The sequence below is a fragment of the Bifidobacterium sp. ESL0775 genome (genome assembly GCF_029395475.1).
Lineage (GTDB): Bacteria > Actinomycetota > Actinomycetes > Actinomycetales > Bifidobacteriaceae > Bifidobacterium.
Genome location: NZ_CP113917.1, coordinates 818,417 through 843,082 on the forward strand (window position 1 = coordinate 818,417; position 24,666 = coordinate 843,082).

General features: G+C 58.8%; 18 protein-coding genes and 1 pseudogene. 11 read left to right on the forward strand and 8 right to left on the reverse strand.

Translation table 11 applies throughout. The annotated features are described in order from the left end of the window. The first annotated feature begins 6 nt into the window (after positions 1 to 6). A complete protein-coding gene (locus OZX73_RS02805; RefSeq protein ID WP_277150469.1) occupies positions 7 to 3,819 on the forward strand; it encodes an AAA family ATPase in 3,813 nt (1,270 codons plus the stop codon). A 193-nt stretch (positions 3,820 to 4,012) separates the two neighbouring features. Here the strand turns inward: OZX73_RS02805 and OZX73_RS02810 are convergent, their stop codons facing one another. The 3 genes from OZX73_RS02810 to OZX73_RS02820 form a co-directional block, all read right to left on the reverse strand. Continuing rightward, positions 4,013 to 5,233, reverse strand: coding sequence for an ATP-grasp domain-containing protein (locus OZX73_RS02810; RefSeq protein WP_277150471.1), 1,221 nt, complete (start codon positions 5,231 to 5,233; stop codon positions 4,013 to 4,015). Between the two features lie 99 nt (positions 5,234 to 5,332). Next, on the reverse strand, positions 5,333 to 7,030 hold the full coding sequence (locus OZX73_RS02815) for a UDP-N-acetylmuramoyl-L-alanyl-D-glutamate--2,6-diaminopimelate ligase (protein ID WP_277150473.1): 1,698 nt from the start codon (positions 7,028 to 7,030) through the stop codon (positions 5,333 to 5,335). 286 nt (positions 7,031 to 7,316) lie between these two features. Continuing rightward, positions 7,317 to 8,078 carry an exonuclease domain-containing protein gene (locus OZX73_RS02820; RefSeq protein ID WP_277150475.1) on the reverse strand — a complete coding sequence of 254 codons (762 nt, stop codon included), beginning with the start codon at positions 8,076 to 8,078 and terminating at the stop codon, positions 7,317 to 7,319. Between the two features lie 354 nt (positions 8,079 to 8,432). Between OZX73_RS02820 and OZX73_RS02825 the strand changes: the two genes are divergently transcribed. The 3 genes from OZX73_RS02825 to OZX73_RS02835 all read left to right on the forward strand — a co-directional run bounded on the left by OZX73_RS02825 (position 8,433) and on the right by OZX73_RS02835 (position 10,861). Beyond that, a complete protein-coding gene (locus tag OZX73_RS02825) occupies positions 8,433 to 9,758 on the forward strand; it encodes a hypothetical protein (protein WP_277150477.1) in 1,326 nt (441 codons plus the stop codon). A 172-nt stretch (positions 9,759 to 9,930) separates the two neighbouring features. Continuing rightward, positions 9,931 to 10,584, forward strand: coding sequence for a sigma-70 family RNA polymerase sigma factor (locus tag OZX73_RS02830; RefSeq protein ID WP_277150902.1), 654 nt, complete (start codon positions 9,931 to 9,933; stop codon positions 10,582 to 10,584). Next, on the forward strand, positions 10,568 to 10,861 hold the full coding sequence (locus tag OZX73_RS02835) for a hypothetical protein (RefSeq protein ID WP_277150479.1): 294 nt from the start codon (positions 10,568 to 10,570) through the stop codon (positions 10,859 to 10,861). Before OZX73_RS02830 ends, OZX73_RS02835 begins: the two co-directional genes overlap by 17 nt. A gap of 355 nt (positions 10,862 to 11,216) precedes the next feature. Here OZX73_RS02835 and OZX73_RS02840 read toward each other — a convergent pair whose 3' ends face one another. From OZX73_RS02840 to OZX73_RS02860, 5 genes are all read right to left on the reverse strand, one after another. Beyond that, positions 11,217 to 12,164 (reverse strand): aldose 1-epimerase family protein, encoded by a 948-nt coding sequence (locus OZX73_RS02840; protein WP_277150481.1) that lies wholly within the window; start codon positions 12,162 to 12,164, stop codon positions 11,217 to 11,219. 59 nt (positions 12,165 to 12,223) lie between these two features. Continuing rightward, the gene (gene ybaK, locus OZX73_RS02845) at positions 12,224 to 12,733 is read right to left on the reverse strand and encodes a Cys-tRNA(Pro) deacylase (protein ID WP_277150483.1); all 510 of its coding nucleotides are present in this window, start codon (positions 12,731 to 12,733) and stop codon (positions 12,224 to 12,226) included. Between the two features lie 138 nt (positions 12,734 to 12,871). Next, positions 12,872 to 13,927: a type I glyceraldehyde-3-phosphate dehydrogenase gene (gene gap, locus OZX73_RS02850; RefSeq protein ID WP_277150485.1), complete on the reverse strand. Its 1,056-nt coding sequence runs from the start codon at positions 13,925 to 13,927 to the stop codon at positions 12,872 to 12,874. Positions 13,928 to 13,998: 71 nt separating this feature from the next. Then, on the reverse strand, positions 13,999 to 14,370 hold the full coding sequence (locus tag OZX73_RS02855) for an arsenate reductase family protein (protein WP_348519469.1): 372 nt from the start codon (positions 14,368 to 14,370) through the stop codon (positions 13,999 to 14,001). Between the two features lie 159 nt (positions 14,371 to 14,529). After that, a complete protein-coding gene (locus OZX73_RS02860) occupies positions 14,530 to 15,273 on the reverse strand; it encodes a thiamine diphosphokinase (protein ID WP_277150490.1) in 744 nt (247 codons plus the stop codon). A gap of 332 nt (positions 15,274 to 15,605) precedes the next feature. On the opposite strand from OZX73_RS02860, the pseudogene infC reads away from it, so the two are divergent. The 7 genes and pseudogenes from infC to xerD form a co-directional block, all read left to right on the forward strand. Continuing rightward, a pseudogene (infC, locus tag OZX73_RS02865) lies at positions 15,606 to 16,265 on the forward strand (translation initiation factor IF-3); the annotation flags it as partial. Between the two features lie 289 nt (positions 16,266 to 16,554). After that, positions 16,555 to 16,749, forward strand: a complete 195-nt coding sequence (gene rpmI / locus OZX73_RS02870; protein WP_277150492.1) for a 50S ribosomal protein L35 — start codon at positions 16,555 to 16,557, stop codon at positions 16,747 to 16,749. A 54-nt stretch (positions 16,750 to 16,803) separates the two neighbouring features. Then, positions 16,804 to 17,187, forward strand: coding sequence for a 50S ribosomal protein L20 (gene rplT / locus OZX73_RS02875; RefSeq protein WP_277150494.1), 384 nt, complete (start codon positions 16,804 to 16,806; stop codon positions 17,185 to 17,187). A gap of 196 nt (positions 17,188 to 17,383) precedes the next feature. Beyond that, on the forward strand, positions 17,384 to 18,352 hold the full coding sequence (locus tag OZX73_RS02880) for a class C sortase (protein ID WP_277150496.1): 969 nt from the start codon (positions 17,384 to 17,386) through the stop codon (positions 18,350 to 18,352). 341 nt (positions 18,353 to 18,693) lie between these two features. Next, positions 18,694 to 21,312 (forward strand): hypothetical protein, encoded by a 2,619-nt coding sequence (locus OZX73_RS02885; protein ID WP_277150499.1) that lies wholly within the window; start codon positions 18,694 to 18,696, stop codon positions 21,310 to 21,312. A 149-nt stretch (positions 21,313 to 21,461) separates the two neighbouring features. Continuing rightward, complete coding sequence (locus OZX73_RS02890; protein ID WP_277150501.1) at positions 21,462 to 23,351, forward strand: isopeptide-forming domain-containing fimbrial protein; 1,890 nt, start codon at positions 21,462 to 21,464, stop codon at positions 23,349 to 23,351. A 231-nt stretch (positions 23,352 to 23,582) separates the two neighbouring features. Next, positions 23,583 to 24,503: a site-specific tyrosine recombinase XerD gene (gene xerD / locus OZX73_RS02895; RefSeq protein WP_277150503.1), complete on the forward strand. Its 921-nt coding sequence runs from the start codon at positions 23,583 to 23,585 to the stop codon at positions 24,501 to 24,503. The last annotated feature ends 163 nt before the right edge of the window (positions 24,504 to 24,666 follow it).

A 24,666-nucleotide genomic window follows, 5' to 3' on the forward strand; every position in this document is an offset into this window, starting at 1 on the left:
TAATCCATGTATCTGAAGGAACTGACGCTCAAGGGATTCAAGTCCTTCGCTTCCGCGACCACGCTGCGCTTTGAACCGGGCATCACGGCCGTGGTGGGCCCGAACGGTTCCGGAAAATCCAATATCGTCGACGCGCTGACGTGGGTGATGGGGGAGCAGGGTGCCAAGAACCTGCGCGGCACCTCGATGGAAGACGTCATTTTCGCCGGTACCTCCTCGCGTCCGCCGCTGGGACGTGCGCAAGTCAGCCTGACGATCGATAACACCGACGGCACGCTCGACATCGACTACACGGAAGTCACCATCAGCCGCACCATCTACCGCAACGGCGGCTCCGAATACGCCATCAACGGTTCGCCCTGCCGCTTGCTCGACATTCAGGAGCTCTTGAGCGATACCGGCTTGGGCCAGCAGATGCACGTCATCGTAGGCCAGGGCAGGCTTGACGAAATTCTCAAAGCCGACCCCGCCGGTCACCGCGCCTTCATCGAAGAGGCCGCCGGCATCCTGAAGCACCGCAAGCGCAAGGAACGCGCGATACGCAAGCTCAAGAACACCGAGGCGAATCTTGCCCGCACCGATGATTTGCTACACGAGATTCGCCGGCAGCTGGGGCCACTCGGGCGACAGGCCAAGATCTCGCGGCGCGCGGCAAGCATCCAGATTTCGTTGCGTGACGCGCAGTCAAGGATTTTCGCCGAGGATGCCCAGAAATCCATGGAAAGCCGCGCCAAGCTGCGCAATGAGCTTGGTGATGTGCGTCGGGAACTGGAAATCGCGCAACGCGAACTGGCAAAGGTCAAGGTGCATATCGAGCAGGTCGAAGCGCTGAGCTCCGAGTCCAGTCCGGCCATGGCCAAGATCAACGATACCTGGCACGAGCTTTCCAGTATCGAGGAACGGTTCCGCTCGTTGGCTTCGCTTGCCGACGAACGTGCGCGTTCCCTTGCCGGCCAGATGATCACGAATTTCGGCGAGAATCCTGACATTCTCGAATCCCGAGCGAAAGAACTGGACGGACAGGCCGAGGCGCAGAAGAAGGCCGTTTCCGACAGACGTTTGGACTACGACAAAGCGACCGAAGCGCGGGCCGGCAATGAAAAGCAGCTCGCCGCGGCCCGTCAGACCCTGACGGAACTACGTAAAGCCGCGCAGGAACACACCTCAAAGGTCGCCAATCTGCGTGAGCTCAAAACCCGTGAGGAATCGGCCATTGAGCTGGCACAAAGCCGTGCTAAGGATTTCAATGTTCAACGTGAGTCCATCACCAAACAGCGTGACGATGCCACTGCCCAACGCGAGGCACTTGAAGCCGAAACGCGCAACGCCGGTGAGGAAGACAGCGCCGCCGAACTTGAAGCGGCGAAAACCGCGATGCAGCAGCGTCAGGAGGAACTTGATGCCTTGCAGGAGCAGCTGCGTGCCGCCAATGCCAAGGTGACATCGCTTAAGGCCAAGGCCGATGCTTTGAAGGAGACGTTGGAAAGCCGCAACGCTTCAGGTGAGCTGGAACAGGACGATGCCGTGGCGGCACTGGGCAGGCTTGCCGACTTCATCCATGTCGAGGACGGTTGGGAAGAGGCCATCGCCCACGCGCTCGATCAGTTTGCCAGCGCCATCGTGGTGCCCGGCAAATCCAATATGGTTCAGGCTCTGCGCCGAGCCAGCGAAGACAAGCTTGGACAGGCAGTTGTATTACATCCGCTGGAAGGTCTAACTGATGATGACCCAGATGGACAGAGCGAAAACGACGGTGCACAAGACGGCCAGTATCCCGTTCGTTGTGCTTCGACTTTGGTGAGCGTTAATAGCTTTGCAAAAGATGCGGTTTTCGCGGCCAGTGTCGTCCGTGCCGTTCGTCTGCTGCTCGATGATGTCGCGGCTGTGCCCGATATGGATACCGCACTGGAAGCCGTGGAGGGGAAGCGGTTCAGCCAGGCCGTCACCAAATCTGGCGAAGTGGTCAACGCTGTGGGCGCCATCGGTGGGTCCTCGCGCTCGCAGAGTGACCTTTCGCTGGCCGCCCGTCGTGACAAGGCAAGTGCGGAAGCCAAAAAACTTCAGCGTGAGGCCGATGCTATACAGCCAAAGATTGAAGCCGCGAAAGAGGCTCGCGACAAGGCTCGTCTGGAAGTCGACAAGCAATCGCAACAGCGTATCCAAGCCAAAGTGAGAGCCGATCAGGCGCGTAAGAACCTTAAGACTGCCGAGGAACGGGTCAGGCAACTGGAGCGACAGCTCAACGGGCTTGATGAGAAGATCAAACAGACTGACGACGACCGGCAGACCCATCAGCTCAAGCTTGAAGATTTGAGCCAGGCGCTGGAAACCGCAGAACATTCCGACACCGACAACGAGGACTTCGACGATCTGGACAAACGAGTCCATGAGTTGGAGACCACGCTCGACAAGGCGCGTGAAGAGGAAGTCTCGGCCAAAATCGTCTGGAATGACGCCAGTCATAAGGTCGATTCGCTCGTACGACAGGCCGGTCTGCTGCACGATCAGGCGAGCGAAGCCGTGGCACGGCGTGCGAAAATGAAAGCGCTCAACGAGAAGCGCGAACGCCAGCAGGCCCACGAACGGCGGATTGCCGCCGATGCGCGGGGCATGGCCGCACTGGTCGCCGCCGAACTCAAGTCCGTGGTCGCCAAACGGGATGAGCTTTCCAAGGCGGTTTCAAGCCATGATAGCGAGCTGAAGCAGTTGCGTGCGCAACGCGACGAGGCCGAGCCAAAAGTAGCCACTTTGCAGCAACACGAGCATGAGCTGGACGTGAACCGCGAGCGACTGGCCGCGCAATATGGCCAGATCGAGCAGAAGGTCTCGGACACGCTGGGCATGGATCTCGAGGCTTTGGTCAACGAATACGGCCCAGATAAGCTGGTTCCCGTCTTGGATGAGGAAGGTCGTCCGATTCCGCTTGAGCCGGAGAATGACGGCGGTGTTGGTACTGAAAATCGTCAAAGCAATACAATTGCCGATGATGGACATTCTGCTGTTTCAAATGGTGATTCCGCTATTGAAAACGCCGAATCGGTGCCGGTTGCAACTGATGGCGTCGATGACTTCAATCAGGATGTTTCCGGCTCCAATGGTCATCGAGATTCAAGCGCAAATGAGAACATGCCGATCGATGCCGACCACTACCAGATGGTGCCGTATGCTCGTGTCGAGCAGGAGAAGCGTCTGCAAAAGGCCGAACGCGATCTGAAGGCGCTGGGCAAGATCAACCCGCTGGCGGCCGAGGAGTTCGATGCGCTCGAGACGCGCAACCAATATCTGAACGACCAGCGCAATGACGTCGCCAAGAGCCGTGACGACCTCCTGAAGCTCATCAAGGACCTCGACCATACGATGATCGAGGTGTTCAAAAACGCCTTCGACGACACCGCCGCCGCGTTCGAAAAGGTCTTCGCCACGCTCTTCCCGGGCGGTACGGGACGCCTGCGCCTGGAGAATCCGGACGATTTGCTCACCACCGGAGTCATCGTCGAGGCAAGCCCGGCGGGCAAACGTGTCAAACAGTTGAGCCTGCTTTCTGGCGGCGAACGTTCGCTGACCGCGCTGGCGTTGCTCTTTGCCATCTTCACCGCGCGTCCGAGCCCGTTCTATGTGATGGACGAGGTCGAGGCCGCGCTCGACGACATCAACCTGACCCGTCTGATCAACGCGTTCAATGACCTGCGCAAGCACGCCCAGCTCATCATCATCACCCATCAGCAGCGCACGATGGCCATCGCCGATGCCCTCTACGGCGTGACGATGCGCTCCGACGGCGTCACCGCAGTCGTGAGCCAAAAGCTTGAGCATGAATGAGCTAGTAATTTTGGGTCCCGTGGGGTCTTGGGATATACAATGTTCGGGACACTCAAGGCCGTTCGGCCAAGCCTACGCCCGAACATCGCATATCCCAAGACCCCACTACCTAAGTAGATAAGGGTACGTTGGGTGAGTTAAACTTATTTGATTATTCTTTGTTATTTAATATTTGCTCGGTAATCAGTTCGGTTTATCGCTCCGACGGCTTGCCAAGAAGCTTGTGGAACTTGATGATTTGGTGGTAGTAGTTGATGACCGACCAGAACCAATGTGTAAACGTATCCTTGCGGTAGAAGAGCGGGTTGCCGGCGGCGCCGGAGCGGATGCGTTTGAGCGCGCGTGAACGCTGCGGCTCGGCGACGTAGCCTTTGATGACCGAGGTGGGCACCATCCGGAAAAGGAAGGGCTTGTTGGCGGCCACGGTGTCGAGCTTCTTGCCCAGCACGTAATAGTCGACGAACAGCTTGGCGAAGTTTTGCCCGGCAAGCGTGAGGTAGTACGTGTTGCGCCCAGGGCGGGTGTTGATTTCGAAGAACCGGTAGGTGCCGTCGCGCTCGTCGTATTTCGCGTCGAAGTTGGAATAGCCTTCGTAATGGACGTGCTTGAGGAATTTGGCGGCCTGTTCGAGCAGTTCGGGCTGCACGTCGTCGATGATGCACAGCGGGTTGCCGATGGCCGAAGGCAGGTGGTCCTGCAACAAAACCTGCCCCACGCAGGAAACTTTCACATTGCCCTCGGCGTCCGAGAAGCAGGTGATGGAGCGCAGGTGCGAATCGTCGCCGGGGATGCAATCCTGCACCAAAAGCTCTTTGTCATACACAGAGGCCTTGAGCTGTTCGAAGACCTCCTGCAGTTTCTGCGGGGTTTGGATGGTGTAGACCTTCTCCTTGCCGGGGAACTCCGCGTAATGGTAGCGCGCGGAGTTCGAGGGCTTCGCGATCACGGGATAGGTGAATTCGTCGACCGGAATCGTCGCGTTCGGGTCGGAGCAATCGTAGCTTTGCGTCTTGGGGTAGGGGATGCCGAGTTCCTCGCAGATGTTGTAGAACGTCTCTTTCTGCGTGATGCTGTCGAGCAGGTCAAAATCGATATAAGGGACGATGAAGTAACGGCTCAGCTTCTCCTTGTTTTTGGAGAAGATGCGGGCGTACCAGTCGCCGGAACCGAGCAGAATCGGAATCTTGTGGCCTTCCAATTGCTTGCCGAGCGCCATGAGGTAGTCGATTAGCACGCTTTCCTGGTCGATGTGCTTGACGATGCGGTAATCGGTGAACCGGCTGCGGGAGACGAAACGCTGGTCGGCCGCGCTGAGCACGATGCTGGTGATGCCATAGAGTTCATTGAAGCAGCGTACGTACGAGTATCCCAGCGTGTCGGCACCTAGGATGACCGGCTGAAGATATGTTTTCACATCGGCTTCACTGCGAATGAGACTATGTACGTCCAAGCGAATTCCCTCACTATCGAGCTGTTTGTCTGTTAATGCCTATCTTAGCGTGTGGCCACACAATCATCGGCCAGCGGGCGTTCCGGCCGAGTTGTCGCTGGCGGCAAACATCCGCTCGATGATGCGGTCGTCGCCTTCGAACGGGGTGTGCTTGTTGTGCTCCTTGATCCAGCGTTCGTTGCCTTTGCCGATGATGAGGATGACGTTGAACCGGTCGGCGTGCGCGCGGGCGTCGTAGACGGCGTTGGTGACCGCGGTGGTGCGGTTCGAAATGACCGTCGAGGAGCGGTCGGGTGCGGTGATGTAGCCTTGCATTTCCATGCAGATGTCGATGAACGGCTCCGTGTCCGTGTCCTCGGCGGTGAAAATGAAGTTTTCGACGCGGCTTTGCGCGGCCTCCACGATTTCCTTGCGGCGGTCGTAGGCCTTGTTGCCGGCGGAACCGGTCACGAGCGTGATGCGCGGGTGTTTCGCGCCGTAGCGTTCGTCGACAAAGTCCAGCAACGCGCGCACCGAGGCGAAATTATGGGCGTAATCGACGATGGCGACGGTATCGCTTTGCTGGTCCTTGAACTGCTCCATGCGCCCGGCCACACGGACCTTTTCCATTGCTTTGATGACCTCGGGATGATTGGAAACATCCATCCCCGCCGCAGTTGCGATGGCAAGCGCCGCGGCCGCGTTGGCGTAATTGAAATCGCCGAGCATGCTGAGGGAAATTCCGTTCGCTAGCACTTTGGAATCGGTGGCCGTCTTGACGACGGAAGGCTCGGCGACCGCAGGATTACCAAGACGTGATGAACCGTCATCCGCTTTATCCGACCACACCGCGGTGAAGGACTGGTGCCGCGGATCGTCGGGACGAATGGTGACATTGGCCGGCGCGGTTTTCGGTGCGGAGGCATCGGCGTTGTCGTTGTCAGATTCAAGCCTCAACGCGAACGTGGTGACCGGCACATCGTCTTTGGCCGCATCCTGCCGGACCAGCGAGGCGTACGCGTGGTCGGCGTTCAGCACGAGCTTGCGGCTGTTGGCCGTGATCTGGCGCTTGCAATAGAGATAATCCTCGAACGTCGGATGCTCGATCGGGCTGATATGGTCGGGGGAGATGTTCAGAAACGCGCCGACGTCGAAAGTCAGCCCGTAAACGCGGTTGACCTTGTAGGCCTGCGAGGAGACCTCCATGACAAGGTATTTCATCCCGTTTTCAACGGCCGTGTGCATCATGCGGAAGGCATCGAGCGATTCGGGGGTGGTCAGGTCGGATTCGACGTAGGTATGTCCGTCGAGGCAATTGTCGACTGAAGAGAAAAGCGCCGCCTTGCCGCCGCTCACGGCGTTCAACAGGGCCTGCGTGAAGTAGGCGGTGGTGGTCTTGCCCTTGGTGCCGGTGATGCCGATCATGGTCAGCTTGTCTTGCGGGCGGTCGTAAAACTCGGCGGAAAGCAGGGAAAGCGCCTCGCTGGCGTTGTCGACGATAAGCCCTGGGGCGCTTGTTACGTCGCTGAATTCCTCAGTAGCCACATAGCAGGCTAGTCCCTTGCCGTCGATGCCCTCGAGGAATTCCTTCTTGAAATGGCCTTTGGCCACGAGTATGCTGCCGGGCTTCACCTCACGGGTGTCGTAGGTGATGGCGTCGAAAGCCTTGTCGTGTCCGTCGATATCCGCCGGATTGAGCGTCCAGCAAGAGCCCTGCACGATCTCGCGCAGCAGATGATGTTCCTCGAGTAGGCGTGCGGCGGATGCCAGCGACAAAGCCATAGTGAACCTTTCCGTACCGTTTCGTGCGATAACTTTCTCGAAAAGCCTATATCAACCGCATCATCGCATCAAGCGTTCTTGGCGGTACCCGCACACTTGCGGCATGTCGCGCGTTCGATCCTGGATTACGCCGCCGAGAATCCGCGGACAGCCTGGATATCCCGCATTCAGAGAATCCCATCATCGTTGGTCACTTTGGTCGTGTCCATAGTGGCCGCGTGGTTTATCGTCGCGGGCCGCAGCGATATTGTAATGCGCTATGAGCGCGAAATGACCTTCGGGCTCGTTATAGCCAGGTGTCGGAAACCGGCCTGCGCCCGTGCGAGACCATCCATTTGTTGAACGACACCCGCCATTTCTCGTGCGCCTGCCGTTGCCAATCCATCAGCTCGCTCAATTTCAGCGCGCCGACCTGCGGGTAAAGCGTGGACATTGGTTTGATGAGGTCCACAGCCGCGGTCGTGTCCGCTGTGGCGTCGTGGAAATCGCCGTGCGGTTCCACGCCGTAATATTCGGTGGTGTAGGTCAGCGTGCGCTTGCCGTGTCGATGCGAAATCTCGCGGTCGATGACCAGCGGGTCGACGACCAGAAGCTCCTGTGGCAGCGCCTCAAGGTTCCAGCGCTCGAGGTCGCCGGAGAGCATGCGCACGTCGAACGGGGCGTTGTAGGCGAGCAGGGGGATGCGCTTGGCCTGCGCGGCGGTGACGATGGAGCCGATGGCGGCGATGGCTTGGGCTGGTTCGGCGCCGTTAGCCTCGAGGAATTCATCGGTGAACCCATTGACGCGGCTCGCGCCGGCGCTGATGTGCCGATGCGGATTGATGACCCATTCCGCCACGGCGTCGCCCTCATAGCCCTTTGCCGGGTTGCGCAGCACCAACGAGGCGGAGACGATGGCGTCCTTGGAGCCGGTGCCGGTAGTCTCGGTGTCGAAACCCAACAGCCAGGTCTGGCTGAGCGTCGTGTCGTCATCTTGCTGCGGGGCCTGAGCAAGCGCTTCCATCATGATGTCGGGGCCGTCTTCTTGGGTGTTTGTTGATGCTGTCATACCAGTAATTGTGCGTGTCGATTTCGACATTCTGCTTGTTGGTAAACGTTTAAATAGCTGATGTTGAAAAAACTAGATATAACTATTTATTATGTTTATTTTGCTTTGCTGCAAGTTTCTATCAAAATGGTGTGTCTGGAGTGTTCTTGATGCCCGTGCTTTCGGGTGTGCAAGGGTGTAGTCTTGCACACGGGTTTCTGTGGTTTCGTGCGGAATCTCGTTGCCGTGTCTTTGGAAACGGGAATACGGGTAGCGCGTGATTCAATGCAGACCAGTGGATTTCGGCGCGTCACGCCTTTCGAGCGTGGCTTTCCGATATCCCGGCGATACCTGCACGACTTAAAAGAGGACGGAATGTCAGACAACAAGCCAAAGGCCGCGACGACGACATCGGCGAGTGGCGCGGGCAAACCCTATGACCCGCTCAAATGGCATCGCAAGGATACGGTGTGGATGCTGAGCCTCTTCGGGACGGCCGTGGGCGCGGGGGTGCTGTTCCTGCCCATCGACGCGGGTGGCGCCGGCGGCATCGGCCTGCTCTTCATGGCGATCATCTCCTACCCGATGGCTTATTTCGCGCATTTGGCGCTGAGCCGCTTCGTCCTTTCGGCGGACAGGCTTGACGACGACATCACCGATGTGGTCGAGCAGCGTTTCGGCTTTAATTTCGGCATGGTCTTCACGATTCTGTACTTCATCGAGACGTGTATTACGTTGCTGGTCTACGCCATCTCCATCACCAACACCGTCGAAAGCTTCATCGGCAACCAGTTGCATCTGCCCACGCCGCCGCGTTGGCTGCTTTCGCTGATTCTGATCACCGCCCTGGTCGGCATCGCCAGCCTCGGCATCGACGTGATCACCAAGGTCGTGAGCGCCCTGGTCTACCCGGTCATCATCGTCCTCGTGCTCTTCTCGCTGTATCTGATCCCCAAGTGGAACATGTCGATGGTGACGAGCTACCCCAAAACCGCCAACGGCGGCTTCAATGTGGGCGCTCTTCTGGAGAACCTGTGGCTCCTGATCCCGGTGATGATCTTCGCTTTCGACCATTCCGCCATCGTCTCGTCCTTCTCGGTGGCCGAGCGCAAGGAATACGGCGACGACGAGGTGCACCTGAAGATCCGGCAGATCCTGCGCTGGGGCGAGCTCTTGATGGTGGGCGTGGTGATGTTCTTCGTCATCAGCTGCGACCTGTCGCTGACGCCGGGGGATCTGGCGCTCGCCAAGTCCCAGAACGTCTCAATCCTGACGTATATCGCCAACAAATCCGCCACCCCGTTCATCTCCTGGGTCGCGCCGATCATCTCTTTCGTGGCCATCGCCAAATCCTTCCTCGGCAACTATTCCGGAACCAAGGAAGGCCTCGGCGGCATCATTCGCAAGGCGGCCAGCAAGATGAATCGCACGGTCTCCAAGCGCGGCCTGATGATTTTCATCAGCTGCTTCGTCTTCCTGATCGACTGGCTCGTCGCCTGGGCCAACCCTTCGGTCATGGACCTTCTGGAGACCATGGTCGGCCCGATCATCGCCTTCATCCTCTTCCTCATGCCGATGTATGCGATTCACAAGGTGCCCTCGCTCAAGAAGTACGCGGGCAGGATCAGCAACGTCTTCATCGTGGTCGTCGGCCTTGTCGGCGTGAGCGCGATTTTCTACAATATCGTCAAGCTGTTCTGATTTTCATTCATGCGTAGGCGTGATGTCTCAATAAATCCGCGTGAAGACGTGTGTCGGCCGCCGGAGGGCCGATGCGTAGAATGGTAATGTGACACAAACCGATCAGGCGCAATTAGAACACCGCGAAACCGAGACGACCGCGCAGAAGCGCGCGCGTTTCGAGTCTCTTGCCATGCCTGCGGTGGATGCGCTATATCGGCAGGCCATGAAGCTGACGAACAATCCGGAGGACGCGCAGGATTTGGTGCAGGACGCCTACGAGCGCGCGTTCAAGGCATTCGACAGCTTCCGTCCCGGCAGCAATTTCGAGGCGTGGATGACCACCATCGAGCGCAACGCCTACTTCAACCAATACGCCAAGGCCAAGCGCCGTCCCCAACGCGCCAACGATTCCACGGGGGAGTACGACGACTGGGACATCTATTCCGCCTCCGACCATTCCTCCGAGGGGCTCAAGTCGGCCGAGCAGGAGTACCTGGACGGCTTCGCGCCCGCCGAGATCATGCACGCGCTCGACACGCTTTCGCCCGAGCGGCGGCAGGTTTTCATCGACACCGCCATCGATGGCAAGTCATACAAACAGGTCGCCAAGGAGCAGGGCATCAAGATTGGCACGGTAATGAGCCGGCTCAACCGCGCGCGCTCGCAGTTGAAGGACGAGCTGACCGAGTACGCCCATGCACGGGGGTATGGCAAAGACGAAAGCGCGCAAAACCAAGATGAAACGGGCTCTTCACTATCCGCGAACCCCAAAACCGCCAAAATGAGTAATAATAGTGAATTAGTCGAGCCGCGAAAGGAGATCAACGATGGACGGAAGCATTGAGCGCACCAGCCGTGTGGTGATGACCAGCCGGAGCGCCGACGGCGTTACCCGCACCGACATCGAGATTTCCCGTTACGACTCCAGCAGCCGGGTTTCCGACGACGAGCGCTTCAATCCGGAATCGTGTTGCGACGCGCGTGAAAAGGCCGTGATCGCCGAGTTGCGCGAGTTGTTGCGTCCGACCTGCGCCCCGCAATGCCTGATCGCCAAGCTCGAGGCGACGCTTGACCGTTGCTGCCTGGAGGAATCCTGCGGCGGGGAAGTCGCCTCCGCATAGCCATACGCAGAAGATGGATTTTTAGCCACGCATCCGTGCGTGGCTTTTTCATTGGTTTTGGTCGATATTCGTTGATTTGGCGCCGATTGAGCAATCTCTCCGGAATACGAAAAATGTCCCGCAATTGCTGCGAGACATTCTTTCGTTTACTGCGTACCTAACGGAACTCAGGCATTTGGCCTTTTGCCGTGGTTGGCCGCCTTTTTGCGGCGTGCCTTACGCTTACGTCCGCGCATTCCCATGATGGACTCCTTTACTTCAATGAATAAGCCTTAGGCATTATCGCACGTCGTTGCGACTTCGCGCAAGCCTCCATCAACTTTTCAGGGGAGGCTTGCGGTATGTATTACGCGGTTCAGCGCTGTTCCGCCTTGAAGCGGATGTTCGTTGTGCTGGTCTCGCCGGGCTTGATGGTGATGAGGTCGCGCCCGGTGTTGAAGGCGTTGGCGTATGCTGTCTGCGGCTCGATGGCGACGCCGGCCGGGTGGCTCTCGGGGGCGAAACCGGTGCCGGTGCACATCTGGAAGGAGGTGATGTTGTCGCCGCCGACGCTCACGGTGAGGCCGTCGGGGCGTGTCAGCGTGGCGAAGGCGTTGCCGTCGGCGTCATGTTCCAGGTCGGTCCAGGCATCGTCGAAGGGTTGCTGCGTCAAAGCCGTGGGCTGGCGCAGGTCGTATTTGCCGCTGACTGGCTCGGTGCTGGTGGGCAACAGGCGTTCGTTGGCGATGACGTGCGTGCGTGCCGGAATGGTGACCAGGCACCGCGCGTTCTGCCCGTCGATCTCGTCGCCATAGCCGTCAAACCCGTTGGCGATCCAAGGATGGATGGCCATGGCCCAGGGTGCGTCGATGGTGTCGTTGTTGCTCGCGGACAGGGTGAGTTTGAGCCCGTCGTCGTCGACATGGAACGTGGCGCGAACCAGAAGGTCGAAGGGATAGCCTTTCATCCCGCCGGTCCGCCAAGTGAGCGTCACCTGGTCCTCTTCGAGGCGTTCGAGCTTCCAGAAGGCGCGGTAGCCGTAGCCGTGGATGGCGTTGTACTTGTCATGCTCGTCGATGGGCAGCTCGTAGGTCTTGCCCTCGAAGGTGTAGGTGCCGTCCTCGATGCGGTTGGGGAAGGGGACGAGCAGCTCTCCGTTGGTGCAGGGGACCGTCTTGTCCGGATCCCACGAGGCGATCATGTCACGCCCGCGATAGGTGAGTTTGCGCAGCGTGGCGCCGAGTTCGGTGACCACAGCCGTGTAGTCGCCGTGCGAGATGGTGAATTGCTGGCCCGAGCGGGGAGGCAGAATGGATGAGGTCATGTCAACTCCTGATTGAAACGTTGTTGTTGTCATCCACCATTCTAATCGTTCATTGTGGTTTACCAAGTCCCGATTTTGGCGACGGTCGCGCCGAGTACGCGAACCAGATCCTTCGGGTTGACGCCGACGCTGAAGCCGCGTTTGCCGCCGGAGACGAGGATCTCATCGAACTGCATCGCGCTTTCGTCGAGCACCGTCTTGTGTTTGGTACGTTGCCCCAGCGGGGAGATGCCGCCGACGACATAGCCGCTTTCGCGCTGCGCCACCTTGGGGTCGGCCATCGCGGCCTTTTTGGCGCCTACGGCGGCCGCCAGGTCTTTCATGTCCAGATGCCCGCTCACCGGCACCACGCCGATGACCCGTTCCTCGCCGGTGTCGGCCATCAGCGTCTTGAACGCCTGGTGCGGGTCGATGCCCAGCTTCTCGGCGCCTTCGAGCCCATAACCCTCATCCATGTGGTCGGAGGAATGCTCATACTCGTAAATCTTGAAAGGGATGCCCGCTTCGGTAAGCTCGCGCGTCGCGGGGGTGGACGCGGTTCCGGCCTCTTTCTTATGTTTCTTGCTCATGTCCCCAAGTTTAATCGTTGTCGATTATCATTTTTCATTGCGCATACGAAAAAATCCCCAACCGTATGGCCGGGGATCTTTTCATCACGAATCACGTCTCTTTTACGAAACGTTGTTGCAGCTTAGCGCCGCATGTGCTCACTTGCTGAGTTCGGCGAAGTAGAGCAGAGTGCGAATCATGTTGCAGGTGAAGCCGTACTCGTTGTCGTAGAAGGCGACGGTGCGGGCCAGCGTGGTGCCGTCAATGGTGTTGACGTCGGTCTGCGTGGGATCGAAGACGCCGCCGTGGGTGTCATCGATGATGTCGGAGGTCACGATGCTGTCGGCGTTGTAGCCGAAAGTCTCGTTGTCCTCGAAGGCCTTCTTGGCGGCGGCGTTGATGTCGTCGGCGGAGACTTCCTTGTTGAGCACGGTGAAGAGCTCGGTGAAGGACCCGTCCGGAACCTGCACGCGCTGGGCATGGCCCTGCAGCTTGCCGTTGACCGAAGGAACGACCTTGCCGATGGCCTTGGCGGCGCCGGTGGAGTGCTCGATCGTGTTGACGGCGGCGGCGCGGTTATTGCGCGGCTTGGAGCCACGCGGGCCGTCGAGCAGCATCTGGGTGCCGGTGTAGGCGTGCACGGTGGTCATGAAGCCGACCTTGATGCCGAACTGGTCGTCAAGCAGCTTGACGAGCGCCGCGAAGGAGTTCGTGGTGCAGGAGCCGGCGGAGACGATGTCGTCGCTGGCCTTGAGGATGTCCTGGTTGACGCCGAAGACGACGGTCGGGGTGGTGTCATCTTTCGCCGGAGCGGAGATGAGGACCTTCTTGGCGCCGGCGTCCAGGTGGGCCTGGCTCTTGGCGGCGGAGGTGTAGAAGCCGGTGCACTCGAGCACGAACTCGACGCCATCGTTCTTCACCCACGGAATGTTGCGGGCGTCCTTCTCGGCATAGACCTTGTATTCCTTGCCGTCGACGACGATCGCGTCATCGGTGGACTTCACGTCGACCGGGGTGCCGTCATCGTGACGGAAGGTGCCGTGGACGCTGTCGTACTTCAAGAGGTAGGCAAGCATCGCAGGGGTCGTCAGATCGTTGATTGCTGCGACTTCGATGTCACCGGCCTCGCCACCGCGGGCCTGAAGTTCGAAAATGCGACGGAACGCAAGGCGGCCGATACGGCCAAAACCGTTAATACCAATCTTTACTGTCATGTAATTCTCCCTAAAAGGAAACAGTCGGGGAATACAGGCTCGTATTCCTCTCTGTATATTTACCAACACTTTTACTGTAACGTGTCAGCTGTACTAGAAAACGCGTTTTCCCATGCTTCTGGAGAAAAACCGACCAGAATTTTGTTAGCGTTCACAATGATCGGGCGCTTGACCAGCATCCCATTGCTGGCAAGGACTTTCAACTGTTCGTCTTCGCTCATCCCGGGCAGTTTGCTCTTGAGTTTCATCTCCCGGTACGGCATGCCCGAGGTGTTGAAGAAGCGCTTCAGCGGCAGGCCGCTGGCCTTCCACCAGCGCTTGAGTTCCGTGGCGGTGGGGTTGTCGGTCTTGATGTCGCGTTCGGTGAAATCCACACCGTTTTCGCCCAGCCACTTGCGGGCCTTGGCGCAGGTGGTGCAGTGGTTGTAGCAGACGAAGAGCACCTTGCCATCCTCTTGCGCCGGATCCGGCTTTGCGGTTGCCGTCTTTGTGTTCGCCATGATGAATCCTTTCAACGCGTATTGACTTGATTCTTGAGGTTTCTAGGAGCGCGGAGCGGGGAAACGCCTCAATATGCGCCATCAGACAAAAACCGTCACGTCTCAGCGTGACTTGTTGAGCAACGCCGAGACGTGGGAGGCCAGTGGGCCCAACGTCTCCGAGGCTTTGATACCGGTTTTGAATGCCGGCAATGTTGACTCGATGGGGAAGGTGACGATGAGGGTTCCGTCGGAGACGCTGATGGAGGCAGCACAGCCGTCGAGGCGCTCGTTGCTGACCCCGAGCACGGTGTCGCTATGCATCGTGCCGTTTTCGAGCTCGTATTTGAGGCCGGTTTCGGTGACCCCTCGCGAAATGTCAGCGTGCGAGAAAACCGAGACCATGCGGTTTGCGGCCGCGTGGGGTAAACCGTCGGCGGGGAAATGGACCGACCCGTCGCAAATGGCGGTGACCACGCTGTGTTCGCCGTAGAGCAGCCCGTGGCCGCCGTTGTGGGCCAAAAGCGCGAGCATCTGGATGTTGGCGATGGTGTGGTCGATTCGCCCACCCAGGCCGCCATAGATGTGGAAGTCCCGATAACCTCTCGACCAGCCGACCTTCAACGCCGAAAGCATATCCGGATCGTCGTGTTCCGCCGGCAGCTGTATGGTTTCGACGTCTTGCGGCGCCTGAGCGTTCACGGAATCGAAATCGCCGATGACCAGATTGGGGCGGACGCCCAAAGCGCGCACATGGTCGAGCCCGCCGTCCGCGGCGATGACGTAAGCGTCACGCGGCAGTTTTTCGGCGGATGGTTCATTGCCGTAATAGGCTCCGGCGGCGAAAACGACGCAAGTTTGGGACATACGGCAATTGTAGATGGACGGGCTACAATAAACCGCGAAAGACAAGGCCGCGCTATCACGGACATGGGGTTTGCCGCGTTGTCAGCGTATGTAGTATACTTGTCTGTTGGCTTGAGAAATCAAGAAAGTGGGTGCGCCCCACCTGGAAGCTTTTCGCAGCTTCGGGTTCAAGACATTCCTTGGATTTGCAAGGAATCGGAAATCGGCATGTGCCGTATGTTCCGTGCGTCGGTTGATGTCGGCGCTTTGTTTTGAATTCCAGTTGCGAGTGATGCCAAGACATTTTGGTGCCGCGGCTTTCCGGATGATGACGCGTCCGACGGAAGCAAGGATTGGAGTTCATCATCAGCGCAGAACCACGCATTAACGACGAGATACGCGTCTCCCAGGTACGCCTGATCGGCCCGAACAGCGAGCAGGTCGGGGTCATCGCGACCTCAGTCGCATTGAATCTGGCCAAGGAAGCGAATCTCGATTTGGTTGAGGTGGCGCCGAATGCGAAGCCTCCGGTCGCCAAGCTCATTGACTATGGCAAGTACAAGTACAACGAGAAGATCAAGCAGCGTGAGGCCCGTCGCAACCAGAGTGCGGCCGAGATCAAGGAGATTCGTTTCCGCTTGAAGATCGACGAGCATGACTTCGACGTCAAGAAAAGCCATGTGATCCGCTTCCTGCAAGGCGGCGACAAGGTCAAGGTCACCATCATGCTGCGTGGCCGCGAGCAGTCCCGTCCGATCGGCGGCGTCGAGCTTCTGCAACGCCTGGCCGATGAGGTCTCCGAGTATGGCACCATCGAGTTCTATCCGAAGCACGAGGGACGCAACATCTTCATGACGTTGGCCCCCAAGGGCAAGAAGGTGCACGCCCAGTCCGAGCAGCGCCGTCGCGGCGCCGACACCCGTGCCGACCGCCAGGCACGCCAAAAGGCGAGGCTAGCGGCCAAGGAAAAGGAAAAGGCGCAGGAAGCCGGCGAAGCCAAGGCCGCGGTCGACGAGATCAAGGCCACAGCGGCAAGCAAGCCCGCGAAGGCTCCCACGCCATCGCCCGCCAAGCCCGCTGCGAAGGCAGCGCCCAAGGACGGCAAACCCAAGGCGGCCGCCAAGCCTGTGCAAAAGGCCAAGCCGGGCACGTCGGCAAAGCCGGCGAAACCCGCGAAGCCGGCCAAGCCGGCGCCCAGGGCGAGCAAGAAATAAACAATGATTTTTGCGCGGGCCGATGAAGTCGGCCGGTGCAGGGTGCCGATGACACGATTCGACACCTGTTGAAAATAGGAGGGCAGCAATGCCGAAGATGAAAACCAATTCCGCCGCGAAAAAGCGCGTCCGCGTCACCGGTACGGGCAAGCTCATGCAGGCTGGCAGCGCGATGCGCCACAACCTTGAGCACAAGTCCGCGCGCAAGCGCCGCAACCTCTCCCGCGACCAGGTGCTGGCCACGTCGCAGAGCAAGAACATGCGCAAGCTGCTCGGCCTCTGAAATCGGCTTGGTTCATAAGGTTTAATAGGTTTATAGAAAGCTAGAGGAAACAATATGGCACGTGTCAAGCGCGCAGTGAACGCTCATAAGAAGCGTCGCGTCGTTCTCAAGAGGGCTTCGGGCTACCGCGGCCAGCGCTCTCGTTCGTATCGTCGTGCGAAAGAGCAGCTGCTCCATTCATTTAACTACAACTTCCGCGACCGCAAGGCGCGTAAGGGCGACTTCCGCAAGCTGTGGATCCAGCGCATCAACGCCGCGGTCCGTGCCCAGGGCATCACCTACAACCGCTTCATGCAGGGCCTGCGCCTTTCAGGCATCGAGCTCGACCGTCGCGCGCTCGCCGAGCTGGCCGTTTCCGATTCAGACACCTTCAAGACCATCGTCGACAAGGCGAAGGCCGCGCTGCCCAAGGACGTCAACGCCCCGGTGGCCGCCTGAGTGCCTCCCTGCAACGTTTTCCGTTGCGCACGCTTTGCGTGGTGATGGCATTGATACTGAAAAGTCCCGCTTATGCGGGGCTTTTTGTGTTTGTGCCCGCTTTTCTGCGGTCTTTGTGACGCCTTTATCCATCGGTGTTATGGGCGCCAACCATTGCGAATTTGTTGAAGTCGCTCAATGAGGCGAGAATGGGGCTATGGACACAACGGCTCAAGGTGCGACGTTCGGCGACGTCATGGCTCGTGGCAGACGCCATTATCTGCTCATTCGCCGCAAACGCCGGCTCATCACCGCATTGAAGGCGCTGATGGTCATGTTCGTCGTGGCGGCCGTCGCCTTGGCTGCGTGGTTGCCGATCAACCAATACGTGAGCGCCCGCAAGCAGGCGGCTGTAGCCGTCGCCGCGATGAACCGCGTGCGCAAATGGCCTCAGGGCCGGATCGCCGAGGAACTCAAAGAGGTCCAGCGCTACAATGCCGGCATCGCCGCCAGTGGCCAGTCCTCACTGGGCGAGTTCCCTGATCCCTTCGCCACCGGCGCCGATAAAAAGGATGCGAACAAGGTCGTGACGCGATCCGAACGGGATGGCACCTACCAAAGCCTGCTCAACGAGGGCCGTGGGGTGATGGGCGCGATTCAGATCCCCAAGATCTCGCTGAAACTGCCGATCTACCATGGAACCTCCGACGAAGTGCTCGACAAGGGCGTCGGCCACTTGTACGGCACCAGCTTGCCGGTGGGCGGGAAAAACACGAACACGGTGCTCACCGGACATCGTGGGCGGCCCAACACCCTGCTGTTCACGCGTCTGGACGAGTTGAAGGTGGGTGATGTCTTCTACCTCAACACCTTGAACCACACCTTTGGTTACCAGATCACGGCCATTCACGTCATCAGGCCGGATGACACGCACCTCTACAAGGTCAAGCCGGGCAAGGACCTGGTCACCCTGATGACCTGCACGCCTTATGGTGTCAACACCCAGCGTTTAGTGCTGACCGCCGAGCGGCGGCCGATTCCCAAGGACATCCCGTACCCTGAGGACGCGCAGGGGGATGCCTTGCTGACGGGTGGGCTGACGATTCTGGGCGTGCTTGCCCTTGGCCTCGTCACGCTGGCGATTCGGCATCGCCGTCATTGGCCGGTCCGCCATGGCGCGCGTTAGTGGAATCGCCTTTTCGCCCTATATTCCGGTCTTCATGGCTTGATGTGAGTGACTAACCCGATACGTTATCGCTTTGAGAATAATTTTCCTTAACTGTGTCATCGCGCGTGGTCTAGATGAGCGTCAAAAGATTCTAAACCTTATATACGCCTTTTTAGTAATGCGACATTCAAGTTCGTATATCGATAGATGACGATTCTCAGTTTGTGCAAAATATCATTCACATCGTGCATCCGAGCCATTCTGATACAACGGAATATCATTTTATGACCTATGATGGTTTCTAACAGCCGGTAGCAATGGAGAACCGGTCGGCACCACACTTGGACAAGGCGGTCATCATGGTCACCAGGACGAAGCTAACCAAACGGGGGAAGGCGGTGTGGTGCGCGCTGTGCGCGATCGCCATCACATTGGCCCCGCTGCTTGGCGCGATGCTCACCCCGTCCTCAGCCACCAACGAAGCCCAAGCCGACGAGCCTAGTACCCAGGCCCTTGAGCCCATCGATTACAAGCCCAGGCTCTACAAGATGCTGGCGATCAACAACCACATCGATACCGCCCATGACGAGTTGCGCATGGATTTCGTGCTGCGCGTCGCCCACGGTCAGGTCAATCCGGTGACACCCACCTCCTGCGCTCCGGGCATTTCTTCCGCTGGCAGAAGTTGCGGGCTTAAGCTGTTTTATCAGCCGGCTGCCAGCCCGACAGCCCCGTTGTGGGAGCCTGACTATATCTATGCTCTTGGCAACGGGTTGCTTGGTGCCGCAGGCGCTTTGGCGTGGGCGCAGAACATGTTGAACAGCTATACGATTCATAATATCGTCAATTCAGGCGTCTACGACTATCTGACGATTTCGCTCGAAGGCGGTATGGCTTTAAGCAATACCGTGAATCAATCGGCGATAGGAGGTGTGACGACACCGCAATATGTCTATGCGCAGATTGGTGATGTGGGTTCCGGTTGGACGGTTCCCGTCAATCGTGTCGAGGCGAACAATTGGACGAATCTGACGGCTGACTATCCGGCCCAAGTGTATGACGATATATGCGGCGGCAATGGTGTCAACGCTCAATGCAACGGTCCGCGCGCCTTTGTCGGATATGATGGCAGCCCCGGTTCATGGCTGCTTACCGGCGGCCAGCCCAACTGGGGGTTGATGACCGACGTCGGCATCGACGTCGTCAGCGGAACGCCGATCAGTGCGGGCACCGCTCCTCCGAAATCGTTCTTCGTCTATTGGTACAATCCCTGGTTTCCTGTCGAGGGCAGTTTGTTGCCTCCTTACAACACTCAGTCGTGTTCACGCAACACCTCGTTCTATTTCCAGTGGCTCGGTCTGAAGGGCGGCAAGGACTGGGTCCCGGTCAACGATCTGACACCTACGGCCCAACGTGTAGACGGCCAGGTTCCTGAGGGGATTACCCCCTTCACGGGAGCGCCAGCTGGCTCGGCCTTTAACGTACCTACCGTCAGTGGTCACGATATCCGTTCGAGAGGCAGCGGCGGCTCGATGTCTTTGGCACAGAACCTGGATGGAACCATCGATTTCGCACAGGCCAAGGCCGACCAGCCTGAGCTGGACGGTTATTTCAAATTGGTGACGTGGCCCATTACCACCAATCCTGCCGGTTCTACAGATGACTGCGTGGCGTCCAATATGGTCGATGCCTACAATCCGCTCGTAGGGCAACCGACAGGCGCAAAAGGTGTGACCGCGGGTATGCCGCAGTCCACGGTCAATACGTTGATCAACAAGGGCTGGACCATCGACACGGCCTACTACAAGTACAAGCTTCCCGTCGTTCAGCCTCCGGTGATCACCAAGCCTGACAATGACACCTACTCACCGACTATCCATCCGACCATCAGCGGCACCGGCGAGCCCGGCCATATCGTCTACCTTTATGCGGAGGATCCTGCCAACCCCATTGATCCTTCAGACCCCGACAATCCGGATACCCGTGGACGCTATATCGGTCAGGCCACCGTTGGCTCGGACAGTAAATGGTCCATCGTCGACAACGACAACACGGTGACCGACGGCTATGTCAACTATCACGCCTGGCAGGCCGAGCAGACAAGCGGTTATGGGATCACCTCCGGATTCTCCAACATCCAAAAGGTGAACTTCGGCACCGATCCCGCCCCGGTGGTCAACCCGGTGGTTACGGTGCCGCACACGAAGCGCGCCGAAAACGGGCAATTGGAAGCGAGTGCCAAAGTACACATATCCGGCACGGCCGCACCGCTGACAGACGATACGACGCTCAAGGTCTACGCCAGCCACGCCACCACGGCCAATGTCAGCACCGTGGCCGCCACGCCGCCTTCTGAGACCGACCTGATCAGCGAGTGCACGCAGACTCTGGACGACGCCGGCTCGCAGAGCTGGTCGTGCGACGTGAGTCCTTCATATTTCCTGGACCAGACATCAAGCGGCGAGACCTATCTCTTCCGCGCCAGACTTGTCAACTCCGCCAACGTGGAATCGGGCTTCTCCATTCAAACCAACGTGGTTACGGTCGACATGACCTCCACCCAGATCGCCATCTCGAACACCTCCGATTACCAGACGCTTCGAGGCACGGGCTACACGCTTCCCGCAGGCAGCACGGGCGATCTCAATGCGGTCATGATCGTGAAATGGCCGGACAACACGGAGAGCCACCCTGTGGTCGCCGCCGACGGCACCTGGTCGGTGGACGTGCCTTCCAGCATGACCACGTCGGGCACGGTCTATGTCACCGCTGACGACACCGAGACCAACGAGGCCGGATGGGTGAGCTACTACCTCAATGTCGTGCCGCCCGCGGTCGCGTTGCCGTTCGCCGGCGAGCGTAGCCGCACGGTTCCAATCGTCGCGGCATTGGTGGCGGCGATGCTTGCCATCGCGATGATTCTTTATCTGTGTATCGGACATGCGATGAAGCAAGGAAAGGCGGGCGATGATCCATAAACTGCAGGCGAGGACGTCGCCGATGGGATGGCGGGTCTTAAGACCTGTACCCGTTGGCCTTCAGGGCCGGTGACCCGGCGTCCGTCAAATCGAGCATTCGAAGATTCAATCACCAACAACATGTCAAACAAACAAGAAAAGGAACAACCATGAAAGTCCCTCAAGTATTCAAGCGCATCGCCGGTGGCGCCATAGCCGTCGCGGCCTTGCTCGCCTTGACGGTACCCGGAACGGCGAACGCCGCCAGTATCACCATCGACCCCACCAAAACCACCACGTTGACCATCAAAGGTACGAATAGGACCCTGGCGGGCCATAGGTTCAAGGCTGTGCGACTGGCAGCGTACTCGGAGGCGCAGGCCACCGGGGCCGATCTGACCTCGGTTTCCGTCACCTCGTCGTTAGGCCTGGCCACTGGTTTGGCTGCGGCCTACAACGTAGCCAACAGCGGTCCGATCGATGCCGCACATAGTGGCAACGTCATGTCGGCGGTCGCCGAAAAGTGGCTTGGCTTCGATTCGGCAGCCAGCTCCACGAACATCGATGAGACGTCGAACAGCGTCGGCGCACGGTGGACCGGTGAATTGCGTAACTTCGTGACGAGCCTCGTCAACCAGCCCGATGTTCAGGCCGCAGTGACCGCTTCCTTGCTGAGCGCCACAGGCCCGACTTTCGATTCAGCGAATCCGGATGTCGATGATACCGTTGTCTTCCCGGCCGTTCCGCAGGGAATATATCTGGTAGTCGATGTGACTGGAACACCCCCCAGTGGCCCGGTCTCCGCCAACCCTGCGCCTGCCACGATTCCGATCCTCGTAAGCTCGGCGTTGAGGACCGCCAGCACGACCTATGACCACTTCCTGAACGATGAGCTGATCAAGCTTGGTGAGGTCGACATGAAGAACAACGTGCCGACCATCAAGAAGAAGCTCACCAGCCCGACCACCGGTTCGGCGGCCGTCGGCGATACGCTGACCTATCAGATCATCGCCAGCATGCCGTTGACCACGGGATTCACCCACTACACCTACAAGATCACCGATGTCCCCGAACCCGGCCTGACATTCGTGTCATTGGATTCCGTAGTGGTCTCGCCTTCCGAGCTCGGCGGTGTCACAACGACTCTGTCTTCACCCAGCCAATATACGGTGACGACCCCCACCAATCCTGGCGACTCGTTGATCATCAACCTGTCTCCCGGTATCATCTCGCTGAGTGAGACATATCCTACCAGCGTCATCCGCATCCAGTTCAAGATGAAGATCAACAACGACGCGACCAGCAGTACCACCCAGAACGGCGTCAAGCTCGCGTATTCCAACGATACTCGCACCCCGCCTTCCAACAACGCCGGTGACGACACTGGTCTCAACGGCACCGTGAGCATCATCAACAACACCGATCCTGGCACTCAGGTCTACGCGTACTTCTATCAATTCACGCTGGATGTCCAGGCGAAGATTGACCCGTCCACCAAACTCTCCGGAGCCACGTTCTTCGTCTATGACCCTGCGGATCCCACCAACAACACCAAGCTGAAGTTCATGAAGCTTGGACCGGGCAACTACAAGAAGGTGGCGGATGATACCACCCTTGGCGGCAATATCGTCGATACGCTGGTATCCTCGGATGGTTCCAACCTGATCACCGGTGTGCCGTTGGGCCGGTTGAAGGTGGATGGCCTGAAAGCCAACGCCTATACTGTCCACGAAAATACCGTTCCTGTTGGCTACAGCAACGCGTTCGCCTCAGAGTTCACCGTGACGTTCGATATCGATGGTTCTCATTCGGCGGCGGAGCCCGAGTACTCCAACTCCGATGATGCCTGGCATCTGGTCAATGAGGCGTATTGGCCCTACACCGATGCCGCCTCCCATCTGATCCCGGTGCAGGAAGTCACGTCCTTCTCGCAGCTGCCGATGACCGGCGGCGCGGGTGCCATCGTGGTCGGCCTCGTCGTCATCGTACTGCTCGGTGTCGCGGGTGCGCTGTTCATCATCACCCGCCGCGGCGAGAAGTCCCTGAACCAGGAAGGCTGATGATCAGCTGATTTCCTGACCTCCTCATCTGAGGAAACCTGTGCGGTTCCATGTCGTGAAAACGGCATGTGAACCGCACAGGTTTTCTTTATTGCTTTTGTGCGTTTGACGGACTTGTGTAATTTCGTTAGGGTGCGATGAGACGGGAATGGAATGCTTGGATTGTGCTGTGTGCGAGCCTGGTAGCTGATGCAAAGCCACAAAGTCGCATAATGAGGCGAAAATAGAGCCATGGACGGATCGGACGCATTGCTGGAGCAGTTTCTGGCGCATATCGACGTGGAGCGCGGGCTGGCGAAATCCACGGTCAAGGCGTACGCGGCCGACATCCGCAAATATCTCGGATGGCTGGATGCACGGGGCGTCAAGGATCTGGCGAGCGTCACCAGCCATGACGTCGAGGCGTATGTCGCGGCGCTCGACAAGGCGGGGGAGAGCGGGCGCAGCAAGGCCCGCCGGCTGGCCAGCGTCCACGAGTTCCACAAATTCGCGCTGATGCAGGGCGTGGTCGCCGACGATGTCTCCGCGCGCGTCAAAGCGCCGAAGGCCAGTGGGCACTTGCCGGATGTACTGAGCATCGACGAAGTCACCCGCTTGCTTGACACCGCTGCGATGGGCGGAACCGAGGACCCGGTGGTCCTGCGCGACAAGGCGTTGCTGGAGTTCATGTACGCCACCGGTTGCCGTGTCTCCGAGGCCGTTGGCGCGGATTTGAACGACATCGACACCGACGAGCGGGTGGTGGTGCTCACCGGCAAAGGCTCGAAGCAACGGCTGGTGCCGTTGGGGGAGTACGCCATCAAGGCGCTGCAACGTTACATTTCGTTGGGGCGTCCGCAGCTTGAGGCCAAAGCGAAAGACGCGAAGGAACGCCGCGCGATATTCCTCAACAAACGCGGCCGGCGCATCTCACGGCAAACCGTCTGGGAGGTCGTCAAAACCGCGGGGGAGCGGGCCCATATCGCCAAGCCGTTGCATCCGCACACGTTGCGCCATTCCTTCGCCACCCACCTGATCCAAGGCGGCGCCGACGTGCGTACCGTGCAGGAGCTTCTGGGCCATGCCTCGGTGACCACCACGCAGATCTACACCCATGTGAGCCCCGAGACCCTCATCGAGACCTACCTGACCGCCCATCCCCGCGCAAGGTGATATGGCTGTTGCTTTCCGGTTATGATGGCAGGAATACAGGATGCATGGAGATGGAGAGGCGTGATGGCGAAAAAGAAATGCAAAGCCGTCCAGGGCCAGTTGCCGTTGCCGGGCACGGTTTCGGTCAGGCCCGCGCCGGAGCCGGTGAACAGGCCTCTTGATA